The following is a 19,674-nucleotide window of genomic DNA, read 5'->3' on the forward strand; positions in this document are numbered from 1 at the left end:
GTGGTGCTCCGGCTCAGTGCTGGTGGCCGTGCTCGGGGATGGCGCCCGTGGCGGTGGACAGCTTGAGCTCGTATGCCCCGCGGGAGACGACCCGCTCACCCTCCTTCACGCCCTCGAGCACCTGGACGTAGCCGCCGGAGCGGACCCCCACCTGGATGGCGCGCTTGAAGAAGGACTCACCGCCCTCCATCACGAAGACGGTGGGCTTGCCGTTGTCGTCCACGACGGCCGACTCGGGAATGGCCACCCCGCGCAACGTCTGCCCCGTGTAGAGCGTCACCTTCGCGAACATGCCGGGCTTGAGGACACCGCCGGGGTTGGGCAGCTCGAAGATGACTGGCACCGTGCGCGAGGCCCTGTCCACCACCGAGCCCACCGCGACCCGGCGCCCCGTCTTCTCGTCCACGGTGAACTCATGGTCGAAGCCCGCCACGGAGAAGGAAGCCCCGGGCGAGCGCTCCACCCTTGGCGCGTCCGCCTCGAACACGCGAGCCTCCAGCCACAGCCGCTCGGGGTTGACCACCGACACGAGAAGCCTGCCCGCCTCCACCACGGCCCCGGGGATGACGTCCGCGAAGGACACCACCCCCTCCACCGGGGAGCGCAGCTCGAAGGCCGTGCCACCCGGGCCCGCCGACCCGCGCTGGGTGCTGCGATAGAGCGCGAGCTGGCGCTCGGAGGCCGCCACCCGCGCCGCCGCCACCTCGTGCGCCACCCGCGCCGCATCCAGCTGCTTCTCGGGGATGGCCTTGCCCGCGAACAGCTCCTCCGCGCGCTTCACCTCCCGCTCCGCGAGGCCCAGCTCCGCCTTCGCGCGCGCCGCCTCCATCTCCACCGAGGCCAGGTCCGTGCCGCTCGCCGAGCCGGTGGGCACCAGCCGCACGAGCACCTCCCCCTTGCGCACGCGCTGCCCCAGGTGCACCACCTTGTCACCCACGGAGACACGCCCCGCGACCGGAGCGGCCAGCTCCGCGGACTGGCCCGCCACGGGCTTCAGCTCTCCGTTGGCGCGCACCCCGCCCTGGAGCACGCGCGACTCGGCCGGCGCCGTCGCGTATTGCGTCTTCCATTGCTGCTCCTTGAGGAAGGGCACGGTGGCGCCGCCCTCCTCCTCGGGCGGCGCGGCGGCCACGGCCGCGGCGACCGTGGGGTACACCACCACCCTGCCCACCTCCACGGTGCCCGACACCTGCTCGCCCTCGAGCCGCAAGGTGAGCGTGCTCTCTCCCGCCTTCGTGGGCCGCACCTCCGGCTTGAAGATGCCATCACGCAGGAGCTTCTCGGCCACGAAGCGCTCCTCCGCGCCGTCCGCGTAGCGCAGGGTGGCCGTCACGTGTCCCTTCGTCACCACGTGGAAGCCGTTGGGGTCGCGTGCGTCGGTGAAGTGGGCCACCAGGGGCGAGGGCTGGCCCACGACGAACGACGGGTACTCCATGAAGAGCTCCAAGCCATCCTGGTAGACGGTGACGGACTGGCCCGGGCGCTCCGGCTCGTTCGCGGCGGCTCCGTGCTCGTGGCCGTGCTCATGGCCCTGGCCAGCGCCATGTTCATGGTCGCTCGGGGCCCACTTGCACGCCGGCATGCACGCCAGGCAGAGGACGAGAAGAAGAGGGCGGCTCATCATGGGGTGGCACTCCGGGGCGTGGCGCTGTCGTAGGCACCCGCGAGAAGAAGAAGATCCGTCTCGGCCTCGAGCAGGGACACCGCCAGCTCGACGATGGTGAGGCGCGCCTCACGAACAGCGCGCTCGGCATCGACCAGGACGAGGAGCCCGGCACCTCCACCCCGGTAGGCCGTCGCGGCGATCCGCCTCAACTCCTCCGCGCGCTCGAGCACTTCGGTCCGGTGCCGCGCCAGTCGCTCCCGTCGGCCGGACACCACCTCGAGAACGACCGCGAACCGGCTCCGTGCCTCGTGGAGCAGTGCCGCGAGACGTGCCTCGGAGAGCCCCTGGCGCGCTCGCGCCCGGGCCGCATCGCCCTGCCGGCGATCGAAGAAGGGCAACGGCAGCTCCACGCCCACCACGTACCCGGCCCCGGCACCCGGCTGTCCCACGTCGAGGAATTGTGCCCCCGCCTGCACGGTGGGTTCTGGAATCCAACCCCGGCCCGCCGCGCGCCGGGCGGCCTCCGCGCCACGGGCTTCGAGCGTGAGGGCGCGCAGGTCGCCACGCCGCTCCTCGAGCCGCGCCAACAGCGAGGCTCCCTCCGGCAGGGACCGCTCCGCCAGCAGAGGACCCTCGAAGGGGGGCAGCACCGTCACCTCGGGCCCGAGGAGCCGCAACGCCTGGGCCTCGGCCTGACGCGCGTCCAGCGCGGCACCGCGCAGCGCATCCCGCACCGTCGCCAGCTCCAGCTCGATGCGCAGCCTGTCATAGCCCGCGGCCTCCCCCGCCCGCTCGAGGGTGGCGATGGCCTCGACCAGGCGCCCCAGCTGGGCGAGTGACTCCTCGAGAATGCTCCGGCGTTCCCGGGCCGCCAGCACCGCGGCGAAGGCCCGTGTCGCCTCATGACGCAAACCGGCCCGGGCCCACTCGTGCCGCGCCTCGGCGGCTCGTGCGTGCTGCTCGGCGGCCTTCGCCTCCAGGCCCAACCGTCCGGAGAGCACCAGGGGGATGGAGGCCCGCAACACGTCCTGACTCTCCCCCGAGCGTGTTCCGGAGCTCGTCTTCTGGCGCTCCCACTCCAGGGCGGGGTCGGGCCACAGGCCGACGCCCACGGCTTCGGCGCGGCCCAGCCGGGCCTCCTGCTCGGCGACACGCGCCTCCAGGCCCGACTCGAGCACCCGCGTGACGTACTGCTGCTCATCGAGCGCGGGCTGCGCCAGGGCCGTGCCGGCCAGCAGCAGCAGGGCGATACTACCGGCGATAGTAGAGGAGGACGGACCAGGAGGGGGCGAGCACATGCACATGGCCTGGGACCCTCAGAAGAGGAGATGGAGCGCCGTCTCCACCGCATGGTGGAGGAAGGCGGTGTACGCGAATGCGAGCAGCCCCGCGGCGAGGGCCATGACGCCCGCGACACGAAGGGCCTGCGCCGAGGTGGCTCGCGCCTCCTCATCGAGCAGGAGCCGGACACGCCGCTCCAGCGCGAGGGCCCCGAAGGCGGGCATCTCCCCCGCGACGTTGGAGAGCCGTCGCTGCAGGGTGGCCACCTTGACGAGCGCGCCCGCCACCAGCCCGCCATCCCCCACCGCCGCCGCGGCTTCGGCATCGCACGCTTCCTCCGCGGCCGTCTGGTAGACGGTCACGCACGCCCGAGCGAGGAACGGCGCGGCGAACAGCCCGGCCACCCCGAGGAGCAACCCGAGCAGCGGCTCTCGCCGGCGCAAGTGGGCCTCCTCGTGCGCCAGTGCCGAGCGCAGCTCCACCTGGGTCAGCGACTCCTCCAGACTGGCTGACAGCAGGATGCGTCGGCGCACGAGTCCGACCGCATGGCAGAGCCGTGGAGCCCCTGGCACGGCGACGATGGGGAAGGGCCCGGAGCGCGGAGTGCCAAGCGACTCGAGGGCGGACAGCCGTGCACGCACCCGCAGCAGCCGAAGGACGACGTCCCCGGCACGGAAGAGGAACACGACAAGCGAGAAGGCTCCCACCGTCGCGAGAACGGGCCGCACCGTCGCCGTGTGGAGGAAGCAGAGGTGGACGTGGTGCCCATGACCCAGACAGTGGTCAGCCGCCAGCCCGAGCGCGGCGGCGAGCGGAGGAGCGGCCGCGGCGGCTACCACCCCCACCGAGGCCAGGGCGGGCAACGTGCCGAGCACGAAGGCCAGGTCCGCGCGGAGCGCCGGAACGCGCTGCAGCGCCCGCGCACGAAGCACCAGGAGCGCTGGCCAGACGAGCAGGGAGACCGCCGTCCCGACGAGGGCCGCCGTCGCCGCGCACTCCAGGAGGAAGGCCAGGGTCGCCATCACCCGCGTCTCCGGCGCCGCTGGGTGATGAGCTGCGCCAACCGATCGAGCAGCCCCTCATCGACCTGGGCCGCGGCATCGACGAAGGCGGAGAGCGCGACCTCGCCGTGGGCCTGGAGGATCTCCGCCGCCAGCCCGTCCGCGAGCGCCTTCTCGAACTCGCTCTTGCCGAGCGCGGGTGCGTACCGCCAGGCCGGACCGTCCTTCTCGCGAACGAGCAGTCCCTTGCGGTGGAGCCGGTCCATCGTGGTCATGATGGTGGTGTAGGCCCGCTCCTCGGCCCCCGTCATCCGGTCACACACCTCGCGGGCCGTCACCGGGGCATGGGTCCAGACGACTTCCATCACAGCCGATTCCAATCGGCCCAGGGGCTCCCAGACGCGCTTCTTCACGATGAGTTGGAGTATCTCCCCCGCCCGCTACTACCGTCAATAGTACGGGGTCCACCCGGCACTCACGTCCGAGCAGGAGGCGCACGGTGTCCATGTCACCCGAGGTGAAGGGGGCGTTGATGGGCCTCGGGGCCGCGGCGCTCTTCGGACTGAGCGCGCCCATGGCCAAGCGGCTCCTCCCCGAAAGCGGCCCCCTGATGCTCGCCTCGCTCCTCTATCTGGGGGGCGGGTTGGGGCTGAGCCTCGCCTCCATCGCGGCGCGACTTCGCCGGGCCGGCGTCCCCCGCCGTGAGGCGCCCCTGGCGCGGAGGGACTGGCCCCTGCTCGCGGGCATCATCCTCTGCGGTGGGATGCTCGGTCCCGTGCTGATGTTGGTGGGGCTCGCACGGCTCTCGGCGGTGGCCACCTCCCTGCTGCTCAACCTCGAGGGCCCCTTCACCATCCTGCTCGCCGTGCTCCTCTTCGGCGAGCACCTGGGCCGGCGGGCGGGACTCGCCACCGGGTTCATCTTCTGCGGCGCGGCGGTGCTCGGGCTCCAGTCCGGCGAGGTACGCGCGGACTGGCCCGGAGTGCTGGCCGTGGCGGGCGCGTGCCTGTCCTGGGCGGTGGACAACAACCTCACGCAGCGCCTCTCGTTGAAGGACCCCGTGACCGTGGTCCGCATCAAGGCGCTGGGGGCGGGCAGTTGCATGCTCGTCCTCGCCACCGTGACGAGGCAGCCGCTACCGGGAGCACACGGGGTGGCCGCGGCGCTCGCGCTCGGGGCCGCCAGCTACGGCTTGAGCATCGTCCTGGACATGTATGCACTGCGCCTGCTCGGGGCCGCGCGCGAGGCCGCCTACTTCGCCACGGCCCCCTTCCTGGGAGCCCTGGCCGCGCTACCGCTGCTCGGCGAGCGGCTCTCCCTCACGGAGCTGCTGGGCGGCGCGGCCATGGCGCTGGGCGTCGTCCTCCTCGTGCGCGAGCGCCATGGCCATCTCCATACCCACGAGGCGCTGGAGCACGAGCACCTGCACGTGCATGACGAGCACCACCAGCACGAGCACCCGGGCATGACGGACACCACCGAGCCCCACAGCCATCCCCACCGGCACGCGCCCCTCACCCACGACCATCCGCATGTGTCCGACCTGCACCACCGGCACAAGCACGGACCGCCCTGAGCCCCACCCGCCGGGGGCTCTCCGGGCTCATCACCCCACGGTGACGCGGCGCACGCCGCGAGCCTCCAGGAGCGAGGGCAGACGCTCGCGCTGATCTCCCTGCAGCACCAGCGTGTCGCCCTCCACGGCGCCGCCACACCCCAGGGCGCCCTTGAGGGCCTTCAGCCACTTCTCCCGCTCCACCTCCGGCAGCCCGAGCTGCTCCACCACCGTCACCTCCTTGCCACCGCGGCCCTTGCGCTCCATGCGCACCACGGCGCGCGCGGGGCCCTTGGGCTCCTCGGCCCTCACCGGCGCGGGAGGCGGCCCCTCGGGCAGCGCCTCCCGCTTGAGGCCGAGCGAGGCGAAGGGGTTGTTGAAGGGCCCCGCCGGAGCGGGCGTCTCGGGCTTCTTGTCACGCTTGCCCATGACGCCCCTTCTCAGTGCGCGTGGGCCTGCATCGCCTGCGGCGGAGGCAGCACGCGGAAGGCCTCGGCGTTGGCGTCCCCGTCCGCCATGATGAGGGCGTACAGGAAGGCCGGGTTGGCCATCGCCTCGCGGCCGTTGATGACCACGAGCGGCGTGCCGTGCAGGTCGTGCTGCCGGGCGAACATGATGTCCTCCACCAGCTTCTGGCTCGTGTCCGCGCTGGCGACACACGCCTCGAGCTGCGAGCGGGGCACCGAGCCGGAGCCGAGGATGTCCAGCACCGCGTCACGGTTCGTGAGCGAGCGCTGGGCGGCGAAGAGCTTCTCGCGCAGCACCCAGAAGTCGGGGGCGGACTCGAGGCAGATCTGCGCCTTGGCGGCCACGCAGCGCACACCCGAGCCGTCGGTGGCCTGCGGGGGCATGGTGGGGTTGCACTCGCTGTCGAGCGGGAACTGGCGGGCCTCCAGCGACAGCTTGCCCTCGGGGATGCGCTTCTTCATGAGGGCGAGCACCTCCACCAGGGACTTGCAGTGGGGGCAGCGGCTGTCCGTCCACTCGATCATCTTCACCGGCGCGGTCGTGGGCCCGTAGAGACGGCGCGCGGGAGAGCGGGCCGCCAGCGGCGTATCCTGGCGGTACTGGGCGAGCCCGTTGGAAACGGCCTGCTGCTCCTGCGGGGACAGGGAGCCCAGGTAGGCCTCGAGCGAGCCGGGGGCCGCGGAGGAGGACATCTTGGCGACCTTCTCGTCGGCGGCGGTGGCCTGGGGAGTCTTCAGACCGGGCCCGAGCAGCGCGACATAGGCGGCCACGGCGAAGCCACCGGCCCACTGGAGGGCGCGGCCCCACTCACCGGCCAGCGGCATCACGGGACCGGGCAGGCCCTTCCAGGCCACGGCGGCGAAGGCGAGCGTGAGGGCGTAGGTGACCAGACACGTGGGGCACAGCGCACCGGCGCTCGCGCTGGCGGCGGCGAAGACGGCGACGGCCAGCACACCGGCCGCGGCCGTCAGGCGCAGACCATTGACGGCGGGACGCACGGTGTACCCGTTGCGCCGCCACACCAGGTAGAGCGCGGAGAGCGCCACGGCGACCAGGCCCCACACGAGGCCGAGCCCCGCCACGGGCATGCGGAACAGCCCGTGCACCGCGCTGGCGAAGGGCGAGTTCCACACTGTCTCGCAGTTGACATGCTCGGAGATGCCGCAGCTGGTGGTGCCACCTCCGCGCAGGGAGATCAGCTCCATCCATTGGTAGATGGCGAGCGCGCTCTGGGCGAGGCCCAGTCCCAGCAGCGCCAGGGCACCACGGACCGGTACGGGAGGGGGCGGATTGGCCTTCTTGCTCATGCGTGCTCCGGAGGGGGGGTCATCAGGACGAGGAGGCGGGCGTTGTCGGGGCCGTCATTGGTGACGCCGTGCTCGACGCCCGCGGGTGCGAAGAGGGCGGCGCCGGGGCCATGGGAGGCCTCGTCCGCGCCGATACGGAAACGGCACCTCCCCTCGAGGACGAGGTACACCTTGTCCGAGGAGGCGTGCGTGTGGGGCTTCTGCGACTGGCCGGGCGTGAGGCAGTACACGTCCAGGAAGAAGCGTTCCGACTTGAAAAGGTTGTGCTTCTGGAGCTTCTCGGCGGAGAAGCCCAGGAAGTCCGACAGGTGTCTCACATCCATCGTGGCATTCACTCCCGGGCCTCTATATAGCGACGCTCATGGAACCGCTGTCTCTGCATTTTCTTCACGAGCAGGCAGGAGCCCACTTCCTGGAAGTAAACGGCCGGGAGGTCGTGGCCGACTACGGGGACATGGAGGCGGAGTACCGGGCAGCCCGGGAAGCAGTGGCCCTCCATGATGCCACCTACCGGGAAGCGCTGCGGATAACCGGGGAGGACCGCGCAAGCTTCCTGCATGGGATGGTGACGCAGGAAATAAAAGGACTGGCCGCCGGGGCGGCCACCTACGCGGCGATGCTCACCGTGAAAGGTTCCATGGTGGCGGACGCCCGGGTCCTGCGCCGGGAGGCGGACCTGCTGCTGGACGTGGAGCCCGGGCTGGGCGCCAAGGTCCGGAAGTTCCTGGAGAAATTCCTCATCTCCGAGGACGCGGAGCTGCACGACGCCACGAGCGAGCAGGGGGTGCTGCGGCTGCTGGGCCCCCGGACGGCCGAGCTCCTGGGCACCGCGCTGGGCGGCCCCTTCGAGCCCCTGCCGCAGAACGCCACCCGGACGGCCACCCTGGCGGGCCAGCAGGTCATGCTGGTGGGATTCACCTCCCTGGAGCCCCACGGAGTGGACGTGCTGGTGCCGCGGGGCGCGCTGGAGGCGGTGTGGAAGGCGCTGGTGACGGCAGGCGAGGGCTTCGGAGTGAAGCCGCTCGGCTGGCGGGCGCTGGAGACGCTGCGGGTGGAGGCGGGGGTGCCGCGCTACGGCCAGGACATGGTGGACACCACCATTCCGCTGGAGGCGAACCTCGCGAACGCCATCTCGTACAACAAGGGGTGCTACATCGGGCAGGAGGTGATCGCGCGAGCCACCTTCCGAGGGCACATGAACCGGAAGCTGGCGGGCCTGCTGCTGGGGGCGACCGAGGCGACGCCCGGCACCGAGCTGAAGAAGGATGGAAAGAAGGTGGGCTGGGTGACCAGCGTGGTGCGCTCGCCGCGGAAGGGGCAGAACGTGGCGCTGGGGTACGTGCACCGGGACCACCTGGAGCCGGGGACGGTACTGACGGTGGGTGAAGGCCCGGCCGAGGCCACCGTATCGGCCCTGCCCCTGACCTGAGCACCCTCCCCTCTCCCCCTGGGAGAGGGACGGGGTGAGGGTATGCGCCACACTCGGGGACCCCCGAGCTCTCCCGCTTCGAATAGCGTCTTGAAGCACACGCCCCGCGCCCGGGTGGCGTCCGGGTCCACTGCACCGGGGGCTCAGCTCCGGACTACAGTCCGTTGACATCGGAACAACGGACCATGGCGACTGCCCGACCCACAGACGCAGTGAGCGAGGCGGACCCGGAGAAGGTACAAAGCGCCATCCAGGGCATCGCGGGCCTGGGCGCGACCGTCGTCAACCTCGCGTTGCTCGCCGAGTTCTGGGGCCAGTGGCGCGCGGTCCTCGTCATCGTGGGAGTGGGCGTGGGGCTCACCCTGCTCAACCTCCTGTTCTTCGAGTGGCTCCCCAAGAAGGTCGGCCGCGCCACGGTGGAAACGATACGGATGGGGGTCAACGGGGCGGGCGTCGCCCTCGTGGGCATCCACACCCAGTGGTCGGCGCTGCTCTGGGTCTTCGTGACCTACAACATGCTCTGGTACTTCGGCCTGGACCGCTGGGTCCGTCCGCGCATGGCCCTCTACCTGGTGGGGCTGGACGCGGTGGCCCTGTCCACCGGCGCCAATCCAACCATGGCCCTGGCCTTCTCCCTGCTCGGCGTCTTCGGCTACCTGGTGTCCGAGAAGCGCGTCGCCCTGCTACGCGGAATGCTGGAGCTGGTGCTGCAGAAGCGTGAGGAGCTGGAGAAGGCCCACCAGGAACTGCAGCAGCTGCACCAGCGCGCGCTCGAGCAGGAACGGCTCTCCAGCCTGGGGCTGATGGCGGCGAGCGTGGCGCATGAAATCAACAACCCGATGAGCTTCGTGACGATCAACGTCGACTCGCTGCTCCGGGAGATGAAGGAAACGCAGAACCTGCCCGAGCCGATGAAGGAGTACCGGGATGACGTGCTCCCGGCCACGCTGGACGGCATCCAGCGGGTGAACTCCATCGTCTCGGACCTGCGCCGCTTCTCGCGCGGGGACTACGAGGGCCACGCCTCCTACGACTTCGACGCCGAGGTGCGGACGGCGCTGCGCATCGCGCACGTCCAGCTCGGCCACGTGCGGGTGGAGCGGGAGCTGAACGAGATAGGGACGGTGGTGGGCCGTCCGCGTCAGCTCGTGCAGGTGTTGGTGAACCTGCTGGTCAACGCGGGACAGGCCACCCCACCGGGCGGAGTGGTGCACATCACCACGCGCCGCGAGGGCGATCGGGTGCGCGTGGAAGTACGCGACACCGGCACGGGCATGTCCGAGGAGACGAAGCGTCACCTCTTCGAGCCGTTCTTCACCACCAAGCCGCCCGGGTTGGGCACGGGGCTCGGGCTCTCGGTGGTGCACGGCATCATCAAGGCCCATGGCGGGCGCATCGAGGTGGAGAGCGAGCTGGGAAAGGGCACGCGCTTCACCCTCGAGCTGCCTCGCGTCCCGCCCCTGCCCCCGGAAGGGCAGTCGGGCGGAGAGCTGCGCGCGAGCCGCTGACGCTCAGGCCGGCACGGCGTCGGGCTGCCGGTCCGCATGCGCCGCCTGGAAGGCCGGGAGGCTGGCACAGGCCGCCTCGATGCGGGTGAGCAGCTCGTACGGCCCGAGGTCCACCCCGAAGCGCCGGGCGGCGTAGAGCTGGGGAGTCAGGAAGATGTCCGCGAACGACACGGAGTTCCCGAAGCAGTAGCGGCCCGCCGTCTCCTGGATGGACGCCTGGAAGGCCGTCAGACCCCGGTCGATCCAGTACGCGCTCCAGGCCTTGTCATCCCCCTTCAGCTCTCCCTTGATGCGCTGCAACACGGCCAGGTTGTGCAGGGGTTGAATCCCCGAGTTCGCGATCTCCGCCACCATCCGGCAGCGGGCCCGGAGATAGAGATCCGCCGGCAGCAGGGCGGGCGAAGGATGACGCTCCTCCAGGTACTCGAGGATGGCCATCGACTGCGCCAGGTGGCGCACCTGACCCGCCTCGGTGAACTCCAGCGTGGGCACCGAGCGCATGGGGTTGATGGTGCGGTAGGCGTCGGAGTGCTGCTCACCTCCGTCCTTCACCAGGTGCACGGACACGTACTCGTAGGACAGGCCCTTGAGGTTGAGCCCGATGCGCACGCGCCACGAGGCCGACGAGCGCCAGTAGTTGTAGAGCTTCACGGCTTCACCACCTTCTGGGAGATGCGACCGAAGAGGCTCTGCCCCTCCGGACCGAACATTTCGATGTCGATGGTGTCCCCCACCTTCATGAAGGGCGTCTTGGGGGAACCCGTCTCGATGGTTTCGATCATCCGGCGCTCGGCGAGGCAGGAGATGCCGCGGGCGCGATCCTCGTTGGACACGGTGCCGCTGCCGAGGATGGTGCCGGCGGTGAAGGCGCGCGTCTTGGAGATGTGCTGGATGAGCTCGAAGAAGGAGAAGTGCATCTCCGGGCCGGCGTCCGTGTCACCCACCACCTGGCCGTTGAGCGTGGAGCGCAGGCGCAGGTGCACGCGGCCGTCCTTCCACGCGGGGCCGAGCTCGTCCGGGGTGAGCGCGAAGGGGCTGAAGGAGCTGGAGGGCTTGCCCTGGAAGAAGCCGAAGCCCTTGGCCAGCTCGTTGGGGATGAGGTTGCGCAGGGTGACGTCGTTGCAGAGCATCACCAGCTTCACGTGCTTCTCCGCGTCCTTCGCCTGGGTGCCCAGGGGCACGTCCCCGAGGATGACGGCCACCTCGGACTCGAAGTCCATGCCCCAGGCCTCGTCCACCAGGGGAATGTCCTGCGTGGGCGCGAGGAAGGTGCCCGAGCCGCCCTGGTACACGAGCGGATCCGTCCTCAGCGTCGCCGGGGGCTCGGCGTTGCGCGCCTTGCGCACGAGGATGACGTGATTGAGATAGGCACTTCCATCCACCCACTCGTAGGCGCGCGGCAGCGGCGAGAGCAGCGCCCGGACGTCGATGGGACGGCTCTGCACCCGGCCGGCCTCGAGCTCCTCGGCCAGCGCGCGCAACCGGGGCTCCGACTCTTCCCATTTGTCGAGAGCGCCCTGGAGCGTGAGCGCCACATTGGTGGCGAACGCATAGGCGGAATTGTCTCGTTTGACGACGATGAGCCTTCCATCACGGGTCCCATCATTGAGAGTGGCGAGCTTCACGCGTCGGACTCCAGGCGGCCTGGAAAGATACACATACAACGAGGCGGGCCAGCGCCTTCGGACCCGGGCTTTTCCGTGCCAGGGAGCGAGGTGTCAAGCGAAGGCTGACGAGGACCACGGAAGGTTGGACGTCGGTTCCCTACCCGTTAATGTTCGGCCCCGAACCCATGCCATCCAACAAGACCGAGCTCGCCGCGCGTATCGCAGTCACCCGGCCCAACGACGGAGTGCGGGGCCTCTTCTTCCGGGTGGTGTTCGACATGGTCGAGAAGGTGGGAGGCCCGCAGGCGCTGCGCCAGGTGCGCGTCGGCCCGCTGGCCCGGGACATCAACGACCTACGCACCTACCCGGCCTCGGACTACCTCACCATGCTCTACAACGCGGCGGACGCGCTCGAGCACAAGATGGGGCCCGAGGACGCCGTCTTCAACGCCTGCGGCAGAGCCTGCGTGCAGAGCTTCTCCAAGGGCCCGGGACAGGTCGTCTTCGGCATCCTCGGCAAGGGGGACCCGCAGCGGCTCTTCGCCCAGACGCGGGTGGCCTTCAGCACCGTGGTGACGTACGGCAAGCGCGAGCACCGCCCCGCCGGCCCCAAGGCGTGCATCATCACCTACCGCGGCGACATGCAGCCCCCCGCCTACCACGTGGGCATCTTCGAGGGGGCCATGGAGGCCCTGGGCTTCAAGGGCAAGGTGACGGCGCAGCCCATCGACATCGAGTCGGTGGACTACGAAATCTCCTGGGAGTGAGGCTCACTCCAGGCAGGTGAGCGTCAGCTCCATCACGCCCACCAGGCGCTCGCCCACCGAGGCCCAGCAGTAGAAGCGGTGGTCGCGCCCCTCCCCCCCGTGGCGGTGGGCACCGAACGTCACCGATTCCCCGGCGTAGGCGAGGCTCTCCGCGCGCACCTCTCCGCGCGTCACCAGGTAGCGCGCCGACGCGTTGCCCACCAGCTCGCGCAGCAGCGTGCCCGCCAGCCCGGACAGGCCGCTCATCACCACCGCCACCGGCAGCACCGGGTGCATGGCGAAGTGGCCCTTGCACAGCTCCGCGCTCACCGGGCCCAGCGTGGCCTTCAGGCACTCCCCATCCCGCACGAAGTCCCGCAGCGGCGGCGGACGGCGGTGGGGATTCTGCCGCATGGCGGCGAAGTCGACCGACGTGCCCCGTGCCTCGCGCTCCGCCCGGGGCTCGCGGCGCATCTCCTGACGCGCCCCCTGGAAGAGGCGCAGGAAGGCCGGCGCGGACAGCACGTTGTAGTCCACTTCCAACGAGAAGAGCGGCTGGCCCTCGGCGCTCGTCAGCAGCGTGTTCGCCGTCGCGGTGCGCCGCTCCTTGAACTCCGCCTTCGCCACGCCCCGCAGCAGCCCGGTGGCCCGGGGCAGCGGCCCCTCGTGGAGCCGCTCCAGCCTCGCGCGCCGCGCCAGGTAGTAGTGCTGCCCCTCCTTGGCGTTCACCAGCGACGCCGCGCACGAGCCGAGGATGGCCAGGTGCCGCCCCACCTCCGCGGCGTTGATGGGCGAGGCCTCACCTCCCGTCTCCTGCTCCACCGGGACCCCCGCCACCACCTCACCGTGCCCCACCACCGTCACCTCGCTCAGCGCGAAGTACGGATCCCTCACGCAGATGCGTGCGAACAGCTCCGGCCGGCCCAGCACCTCGTGGAGCCGCGCACCCGCCGACGCAAAGGGCATCCGGTCACCCCACAGGGTGACCAGGGCGGGTGTCGCCAGGGCGGAGATGGAAACGGGGGACTGCGAAACGGCCATCAACGGCTGGGGGGCGTTACCCATGCATCTACCCTCGTGCTCGAGACGCTGGGGGCGCGGTCTCTTCGGTCGCAGAGAGGTGTCGGAATCGACACACGTGGGTACACTCTAACCCACTCCTGCCCCGGCAGGTAGGGGGAAACTTTGCCGTCGTGGCGAATCTCGTTGGCGTCTGGACACAGGTCGGGAAAACTACCGAATTCACTGCGGATTCCCGACCTGTGTCGCGCCCCCACCCGGGGCCTCGAGCCCGGAACGAGCGCTCAGAGGGAGATGCCGAGGCGCACCCGGATGCCGAAGTCACACGAGGCCGTGTTGCCGGACGTGTCCTTCGCGGTGCAGGTGACGTTCGTCAGTCCCAGCAGGAAGAGCGAGCCGGAGGGGCGCGAGCAGGTGATGGGCACCGGGCCGCAGTTGTCCCGGGCCGACACGGCGTACTGCACGGCGAGCCCGATGCCGGAGCCGACCTTCACATCCACCGACAGGGGGCAGGTGATGGAGGGCTTCGTGGTGTCCACCACGGTGACGGTGCCCACGCATTGGGCGCTCGCCTCGCCATCCGAGGCCGTCAGCGTGACGGCGTGGCTGCCCGGGCCAAAGGACGCATCGGGCGACTGGGAGACGAAGAGCGGCGACGGCCCGTTGTCCGGGTCGTAGCTGCCGCCGTCCACACTGGCGCGGCCCTGGCAGGAGGCATCGGCGCTGACGGTGACGTCACGGCAGAGCGCCACCGGCGGCAGGTTGCTCACGGGCACCTCACAGGAGAGGTCCACCGTCGCCACGCGGGTGTTGTTGTCCTCGAGGCACTCGGTGTCGCGGCCCGCGCCCGTGCCATCGTCGTCCACGATGGCGAGGAGCTCGGCGCCGCCGGAGAAGGAGGATACGGAGACCGTGGCGAGGGCGCTGCCTCCCGCGGGCAGCGCGTCGGGGACGGTGGCCACGCCGAGCAGCGTGCGGCCCGAGGTCGAATCCACCGAGAAGAAGGCCACCTTCACGCCCGCGGCCACCGCGGCATCTCCCTGGTTGAGCACGCGAGCGCCGAGCGCGACGGAGCCCTCGCCCTCGCACGTGGCGGACACCGCGGTCACGACGAGGTCCGAGGCGGCATAGGGGCTCGGGCCCTCACCGAAGTAGGCGGCGACGTTGGCGTGGAAGGTGTTGAGCCTCGGGTCGAGCCAGTTCGTCGCCGGGTGCGCCGGGACGGTGCCGTCGTCGTTGATGTTCGTCACCGAGTAGGCGTGCTGGTTCCAGATGCGCCGCGTGCCGGCCCAGCGCTCGTTCCGGTCACGGAACACGCGGATGCCGTGGGTGCCGGTGCCGTCCGGGAACATATGATCGTTGGAGACGACCACGAGCTCCGCGGCGGTGTCCCCGTCCACGTCCGCGATGACGGGGTTCTCGTGCGTGGTGCTCGAGCTGTTGGGAATCTCCCAGCGCACCGCGCCCGTGGCGCCGTCGTAGATGCGCAGCGTCAGCTCGTCGGCGAAGACGACCTCGAGCCTGCCGTCCGCCTCGAAGTCGAAGGTGGTGGAGCCGGTCCGGCCGGAGCTGTAGTCCTGGATGGGGCTCGACCACTTCACGGAGCCATCGGCCCCGAAGACCGAGTACGCCCACTCGCCGGGCAGGCCGATCTCCAGCTGGCCGTCACCGTCGAAGTCCGCGATGTTGGGCGGACCCCCGTGGCCCCCCGAGGGCACATCGACGCTCCAGAGGAGCGAGCAGTCCTGGTCGAGCAGGCTCACCTTGCCATCGCCCGACACGACGATCTCCCCGGCCGGATCCTCATCGAAGTTGGCCACACCCGCGAAGCCGTGGGGAATCTCCGTGTTGGCGCACAGCAGGGTGCCGTCGTGCCGGTAGACGGCGCGATCGTTGACCACCTCCAGCGTGCCGTCCTGGTCGATGTCCGCCGCGAGGGAGACGGGGCCGGTGTACTTCGCTCCGCCCATGCCGTCGGAGCCCACCCACTTCAGCGCGCCCGTGTTGTCGTAGACGCGGTTGCCGTCGAGGATCTCCACGCTCCCATCGCCGTTCAGGTCCGCGAGCGTGGGGCCGCCCCACTCGTTGAAGTCATACGCGGCCTCGGCCGAGCGGAACTTGAAGGTGCCGTCGTTCTCGAAACAGATGATGCCGCGGCCGTTCTCGGGGATGCCGCAGATCTCCACCTGGCCATCGCCATCGATGTCACCGGCGGCGAGGCTCGCGGCGGGCTTCACCCGGGCCGATGGCTCCGTCACGGACCACAGCTCGTGCCCGTCATCTCCACTGACGGCCCGGAGCACACCGTCCGCGCTGTAGTTGGCGCCCGCGAAGCTGCTGAAGACGATGTCCGGGACGCCGTCCCCGCTCACATCCACCACCACGGGCGTCATCATCACCTGATGGTGCTCGGGCATCACCGGGCTGCCCGTCCATGCCCACTGCAGCTCCGGCTCGAGCGTGCCCGCGAAGGGAGGCCTCACCTCGCAACGCTCCGAGAGGTTTCCCACCTCCACCTTCCGCTCTGGCGCGCCCTCCGGTGCCGCCGTGGTGCCGCAAGCCGCCGCCGTGGACAACACCCCCAGCGTGACGAACAGCCGCCCACTCCGGAACTTCGCCCCTCCCACGACAGGGCCCTGACCGCCGCCTCGTGTCTTCATTCCGCGTCTCCTCCACTCCGCTCGAGGCCCTCATGACGGGTGAGGGCTCATGGCTGGAATTGAAGGGAAGCCCTGGAATTGGATCTCCCACTCAGCGATGTTGCGGCAACCGGAGCCAGACTCCGCGGAACCGCTTCTTCTCCGGCTCCTTGAGCCGCTTGCACTCGACGCCGTCCATCAGGCGGGTTCCGTCATCACTGAGGACGAGGATCTCCTCCTTGTCCTCGAACGTGACGAAGGCCTCGGGGTTCAGGTCGGTGAAGTCGACGCCCTCCACCACCGAGGGCTTCTCGGACTTCCCATCCCAGGTGAACAGGCGGGAGGTTCCTCCACTGGAGGTCGTGCCTCCGATGAAGAGGTACTGGCCCCGCCACCAGGAGATGGCGCGAATCCCCAGCCCACCGAAGTCCAGCAACCGCGCCGGCCCCAGACGCGCCGGCTTGCCTTGCGGCAGCTCCAGGGGATTCAACAGCGTGACGGTGATGGCCTTGCCCCGGTGGAGCGGGCTCCGGAAGCCAATCAGGATGGACTTCCCATCCTCCATCGCCGTCATGCCCTCGATGTTGAGCCCGCCCTCTTCCTTCGGTGCACGCGTGGAGGCCGTGGCGAGCTCGAACGCCTCGAGCTGAGGGGCCGCGAGCAGGTCCTCGAGCAGGCGCGTGTAGGGCTTTCCCTCGAGCTGGGTCGTCCCGTCGGGCCGGGAGCGGGTCGCGAAGAAGCGGAAGCGGTTGGCGTCCACCTTGCCGGAGCTCTTGCGCCCATGGGAGGTCAGCCAGAAGGCGAGCGGCGGTATCTCCGTCGCGGCCTCGATATCCGTCTCCGGCGCCCGCTTCTTTCCCTCGGGCAGCAGCAGCGACGGGGACATGTCCGTCGTCTTGACCGGGCGGCCTCCGGCCTTTCCATCGTAGACGCGGATGATGTTGTCCTCGTCATCGGCGACGGTGAACGAGAACCCACCCGACACCACGGCACCTGACGCGTCGCACATGCCCTCGAAGGTCACGACCTTGGAGAGTGTGGCAGCGGAGGGAGCGCGGTCAGCCGGGGCTGCACCCAGAAGGGTGGACACCAGGAAGGCGGTCTTGAACATGGCGCAAACCATAAAGTCGTCAGGGGAATGCTCGGTTGCAAGCCTCCCCCCCGCCCCTCGAAATATTTCTTCATACGTTCGAAGTGCGCCGTAAACATCCGGTAGGCACCTTTCAGCGTGCGACCCGGGGGCAAGCGTCCGGACGCCCATACCTGGGGTGCCGAGACAATCCCCCTCTACTTGCCCCCGGGCCGTATCTTCATCGCTGCGAGCCCAGGGATGAGGGCCCCGGTTGGAGGAGATGAACACATGGACCAGACGACACACCCCACCACGGAAGAAGGCACCATCCAGGTCCTGCTGGTGGAGGACGACGAGCGACTGGCCCGTCTCACCAGCCGCTACCTCCAGGAGCACGGCATCCTCGTCACCACCGCACGCACCGGCCCCGAGGGGCTGGCGGAGGCGAGCCGGCATGCCTACGACGTCATCCTCCTGGACCTCATGCTGCCCGGGCGGGATGGGATGGAGGTGTGCCGCGAGCTGCGCACGCGCAGTGACGTTCCCATCATCATGGTGACGGCACGCGGCGAGGAGGCCGACCGGGTGCTCGGCCTGGAGTCGGGCGCGGACGACTACCTCGCCAAGCCCTACTCCTCGCGCGAGCTGCTCGCGCGCATCCGCGCCCATGTCCGCCGGGCCCGTGGCCGCTCCGGGCCATCCTCCCAGCCCCTCCAGGTCGGCAAGCTGGCGATGGATCCCCGCAGCCTCAGCGCCACGCTCGATGGCAAGGCGCTGATGCTGACCTCCTACGAGTTCGGACTGCTGCGCGTCCTCGCCGAGCGGGCCGGGCGCGTGCTCAGCCGGGAGCAGCTCCTGGACCTGGTGAAGGGCAACGCGGAGGAGGTGTTCGACCGCTCGGTGGACGTGCACATCTTCCGCATCCGCCAGAAGCTCGAAGAGGATCCCCGCAACCCGAAGCTGCTCAAGACGGTGCGTGGGGCGGGCTACATGCTCGCCACGGGTGACGAAGCATGAAGGCCCGGCGCTTCCGGATTCCCGGCCGCCTGCTGCTGCGCATCTACCTGGTGGGCCTCGCGCAGCTGCTGCTCATCGCCTTCGCGTTCAACGTGGCCCGCCGGTACGCCATGGAGGAGGGCTCCCGGCCACGCTTCTTCGAGCGGAGCGCGACCTACTTCATCTCCGAGTGGGCCCGGCTCCGGGACCGGCCGGAGGAGCTGCAGGCGGCGCTGGACCGGGCAGGCCAGCAGCTCCGGCTCCGGGTGACGATGCGCACCGTCGATGGCCAGCTCATCGCGTCCAGTGTCTCGCCGCCCATGGCGCCCCTCTCCGCCGAGGAGCTCCGCCAGCTCGAGACGGAGCGCTCGATGCACAGCCAGGAGCCGCATCACCTCACGACGGTGGCCATCCCAGCGACGGGTCCGCTGGAGGCCTACGCCACGATGGAGCATCCCCCGCCCCCCGGGCTGCCCCCCGACCTCTGGGTGATTCTCACCGTGACCCTCGGGTGCACGGCCATCACCTCGATCATCTTCGCCCGCTCCCTGGCCGTGCCCCTTCAAAAGCTCGCCTTGGCGGCGCGGGCCTTTGGCGCGGGGACGCTGAGCGCACGCACGGGCGTGCGCCGGCGCGACGAGCTGGGACAGGTCGCCGAGGCCTTCGACGAGATGGCCGAGCGCATCACCCACCTGCTGCGCTCCCAGAAGGAGCTGCTCGCCAACGTGTCGCATGAGCTACGCACCCCCCTGGCCCGCATCCGGGTGGCCCTGGATCTGGCCAATGAGGGAAGCGCCGAGCTGGCGCGTGAGTCCCTGGGGGACATCGCCGAGGATCTCACCGAGCTGGAGCGGCTGGTGTCGGACGTGCTCACCGCGGCCCGGTTGGACCTCGCCACGGACCAGACTCCCGGCGCCACGCCGCCGCTGCGCCGCGAGCTGGTGGAGGCCTCGTCCCTGGTGGAGAAGGCCGCCGCGCGCTTCCGCTCCGCCCGGCCAGAGCACCGGCTGGAAGTGAGCGTGGAGGGCACCCTGCCCTTCCTGGAAGCGGACCCGGTGCTGCTGCGACGCGCGCTCGACAACCTGCTCGACAACGCGGGCAAATACTCCGAGCCCCATACGACGGTGCGCCTGCTCGCCCGCCCCCTGGAACCTGGTCTCCAGGTGGAGGTACGTGACGAGGGCATCGGCATCGACGCCGCCGATATGCCCCATCTCTTCACCCCCTTCTTCCGCAGCGATCGCAGCCGGGCCCGGAAGACGGGCGGCGTGGGCCTGGGGCTCGTACTCGCACGCCGTATCGTCGTCGCCCACGGTGGCACGCTCACGCTGGAGAGCCAGCCCGGCCAGGGAACGACCGCTCGCGTCATCATTCCGGCCGCTCCAGCCGTGGAGCAGGCGGCCGGGCTGACGGACCTGGCGCGTCATATTTCGTAACAA

18 protein-coding genes are annotated in these 19,674 nt (G+C 70.2%); 6 read left to right on the forward strand and 12 right to left on the reverse strand.

Annotated elements, in window-relative coordinates; all coding sequences use genetic code 11:
• Nucleotides 1–13: 13 nt before the first annotated feature.
• Genes JQX13_RS04605 through JQX13_RS04620 form a run of 4 tightly spaced genes read right to left on the reverse strand, consistent with a single transcriptional unit; the run spans nt 14 to nt 4,301 of the window.
• On the reverse strand, nt 14–1,624 hold the full coding sequence (locus tag JQX13_RS04605; protein ID WP_203407859.1) for an efflux RND transporter periplasmic adaptor subunit: 1,611 nt from the start codon (nt 1,622–1,624) through the stop codon (nt 14–16).
• Nucleotides 1,621–2,910, reverse strand: a complete 1,290-nt coding sequence (locus tag JQX13_RS04610) for a TolC family protein (protein ID WP_203407860.1) — start codon at nt 2,908–2,910, stop codon at nt 1,621–1,623. The genes JQX13_RS04605 and JQX13_RS04610 overlap by 4 nt, the downstream gene beginning before the upstream one ends.
• Nucleotides 2,911–2,922: 12 nt before the next feature.
• The gene (locus JQX13_RS04615; RefSeq protein ID WP_203407861.1) at nt 2,923–3,909 is read right to left on the reverse strand and encodes a M56 family metallopeptidase; all 987 of its coding nucleotides are present in this window, start codon (nt 3,907–3,909) and stop codon (nt 2,923–2,925) included.
• On the reverse strand, nt 3,909–4,301 hold the full coding sequence (locus JQX13_RS04620) for a BlaI/MecI/CopY family transcriptional regulator (RefSeq protein WP_203407862.1): 393 nt from the start codon (nt 4,299–4,301) through the stop codon (nt 3,909–3,911). Before JQX13_RS04620 ends, JQX13_RS04615 begins: the two co-directional genes overlap by 1 nt.
• 92 nt (nt 4,302–4,393) lie before the next feature.
• Between JQX13_RS04620 and JQX13_RS04625 the strand changes: the two genes are divergently transcribed.
• Nucleotides 4,394–5,464: a DMT family transporter gene (locus JQX13_RS04625; protein ID WP_203411875.1), complete on the forward strand. Its 1,071-nt coding sequence runs from the start codon at nt 4,394–4,396 to the stop codon at nt 5,462–5,464.
• Between the two features lie 30 nt (nt 5,465–5,494).
• On the opposite strand, the gene JQX13_RS04630 is transcribed toward JQX13_RS04625, so the two are convergent.
• Genes JQX13_RS04630 through JQX13_RS04640 form a run of 3 tightly spaced genes read right to left on the reverse strand, consistent with a single transcriptional unit; the run spans nt 5,495 to nt 7,541 of the window.
• Nucleotides 5,495–5,872: a translation initiation factor gene (locus JQX13_RS04630; protein WP_203407863.1), complete on the reverse strand. Its 378-nt coding sequence runs from the start codon at nt 5,870–5,872 to the stop codon at nt 5,495–5,497.
• A gap of 11 nt (nt 5,873–5,883) precedes the next feature.
• Nucleotides 5,884–7,218: a thioredoxin domain-containing protein gene (locus JQX13_RS04635; protein WP_203407864.1), complete on the reverse strand. Its 1,335-nt coding sequence runs from the start codon at nt 7,216–7,218 to the stop codon at nt 5,884–5,886.
• Nucleotides 7,215–7,541, reverse strand: coding sequence for a cupin domain-containing protein (locus JQX13_RS04640; protein WP_203407865.1), 327 nt, complete (start codon nt 7,539–7,541; stop codon nt 7,215–7,217). Before JQX13_RS04640 ends, JQX13_RS04635 begins: the two co-directional genes overlap by 4 nt.
• A gap of 38 nt (nt 7,542–7,579) precedes the next feature.
• On the opposite strand from JQX13_RS04640, the gene JQX13_RS04645 reads away from it, so the two are divergent.
• Together JQX13_RS04645 and JQX13_RS04650 are read left to right on the forward strand one after the other, a co-directional pair.
• Nucleotides 7,580–8,647 (forward strand): aminomethyltransferase family protein, encoded by a 1,068-nt coding sequence (locus JQX13_RS04645; protein ID WP_203407866.1) that lies wholly within the window; start codon nt 7,580–7,582, stop codon nt 8,645–8,647.
• A gap of 185 nt (nt 8,648–8,832) precedes the next feature.
• Entirely contained in the window at nt 8,833–10,155 is a 1,323-nt protein-coding gene (locus tag JQX13_RS04650; protein WP_203407867.1) for a sensor histidine kinase, read from the forward strand.
• A 3-nt stretch (nt 10,156–10,158) separates the two neighbouring features.
• Here JQX13_RS04650 and maiA read toward each other — a convergent pair whose 3' ends face one another.
• Together maiA and JQX13_RS04660 are read right to left on the reverse strand one after the other, a co-directional pair.
• Nucleotides 10,159–10,806, reverse strand: coding sequence for a maleylacetoacetate isomerase (maiA, locus tag JQX13_RS04655; RefSeq protein WP_203407868.1), 648 nt, complete (start codon nt 10,804–10,806; stop codon nt 10,159–10,161).
• Nucleotides 10,803–11,780, reverse strand: coding sequence for a fumarylacetoacetate hydrolase family protein (locus JQX13_RS04660; protein WP_203407869.1), 978 nt, complete (start codon nt 11,778–11,780; stop codon nt 10,803–10,805). Before JQX13_RS04660 ends, maiA begins: the two co-directional genes overlap by 4 nt.
• A gap of 167 nt (nt 11,781–11,947) precedes the next feature.
• On the opposite strand from JQX13_RS04660, the gene JQX13_RS04665 reads away from it, so the two are divergent.
• Nucleotides 11,948–12,529 carry a TIGR02265 family protein gene (locus JQX13_RS04665; RefSeq protein WP_203407870.1) on the forward strand — a complete coding sequence of 194 codons (582 nt, stop codon included), beginning with the start codon at nt 11,948–11,950 and terminating at the stop codon, nt 12,527–12,529.
• 3 nt (nt 12,530–12,532) lie between these two features.
• On the opposite strand, the gene JQX13_RS04670 is transcribed toward JQX13_RS04665, so the two are convergent.
• The 3 genes from JQX13_RS04670 to JQX13_RS04680 all read right to left on the reverse strand — a co-directional run bounded on the left by JQX13_RS04670 (nt 12,533) and on the right by JQX13_RS04680 (nt 17,278).
• Nucleotides 12,533–13,573: a hypothetical protein gene (locus JQX13_RS04670; protein WP_203407871.1), complete on the reverse strand. Its 1,041-nt coding sequence runs from the start codon at nt 13,571–13,573 to the stop codon at nt 12,533–12,535.
• Nucleotides 13,574–13,812: 239 nt separating this feature from the next.
• The gene (locus JQX13_RS04675; RefSeq protein WP_203407872.1) at nt 13,813–16,188 is read right to left on the reverse strand and encodes an FG-GAP-like repeat-containing protein; all 2,376 of its coding nucleotides are present in this window, start codon (nt 16,186–16,188) and stop codon (nt 13,813–13,815) included.
• A gap of 91 nt (nt 16,189–16,279) precedes the next feature.
• Nucleotides 16,280–17,278: a DUF3616 domain-containing protein gene (locus JQX13_RS04680; protein WP_203407873.1), complete on the reverse strand. Its 999-nt coding sequence runs from the start codon at nt 17,276–17,278 to the stop codon at nt 16,280–16,282.
• 249 nt (nt 17,279–17,527) lie between these two features.
• Between JQX13_RS04680 and JQX13_RS04685 the strand changes: the two genes are divergently transcribed.
• Complete coding sequence (locus tag JQX13_RS04685) at nt 17,528–18,256, forward strand: response regulator transcription factor (protein WP_203407874.1); 729 nt, start codon at nt 17,528–17,530, stop codon at nt 18,254–18,256.
• Complete coding sequence (locus JQX13_RS04690) at nt 18,253–19,671, forward strand: sensor histidine kinase (protein ID WP_203407875.1); 1,419 nt, start codon at nt 18,253–18,255, stop codon at nt 19,669–19,671. Before JQX13_RS04685 ends, JQX13_RS04690 begins: the two co-directional genes overlap by 4 nt.
• Nucleotides 19,672–19,674: the final 3 nt, after the last annotated feature.

The organism is Archangium violaceum (genome assembly GCF_016859125.1).
GTDB classification, from domain to species: Bacteria; Myxococcota; Myxococcia; order Myxococcales; family Myxococcaceae; genus Archangium; species Archangium violaceum_A.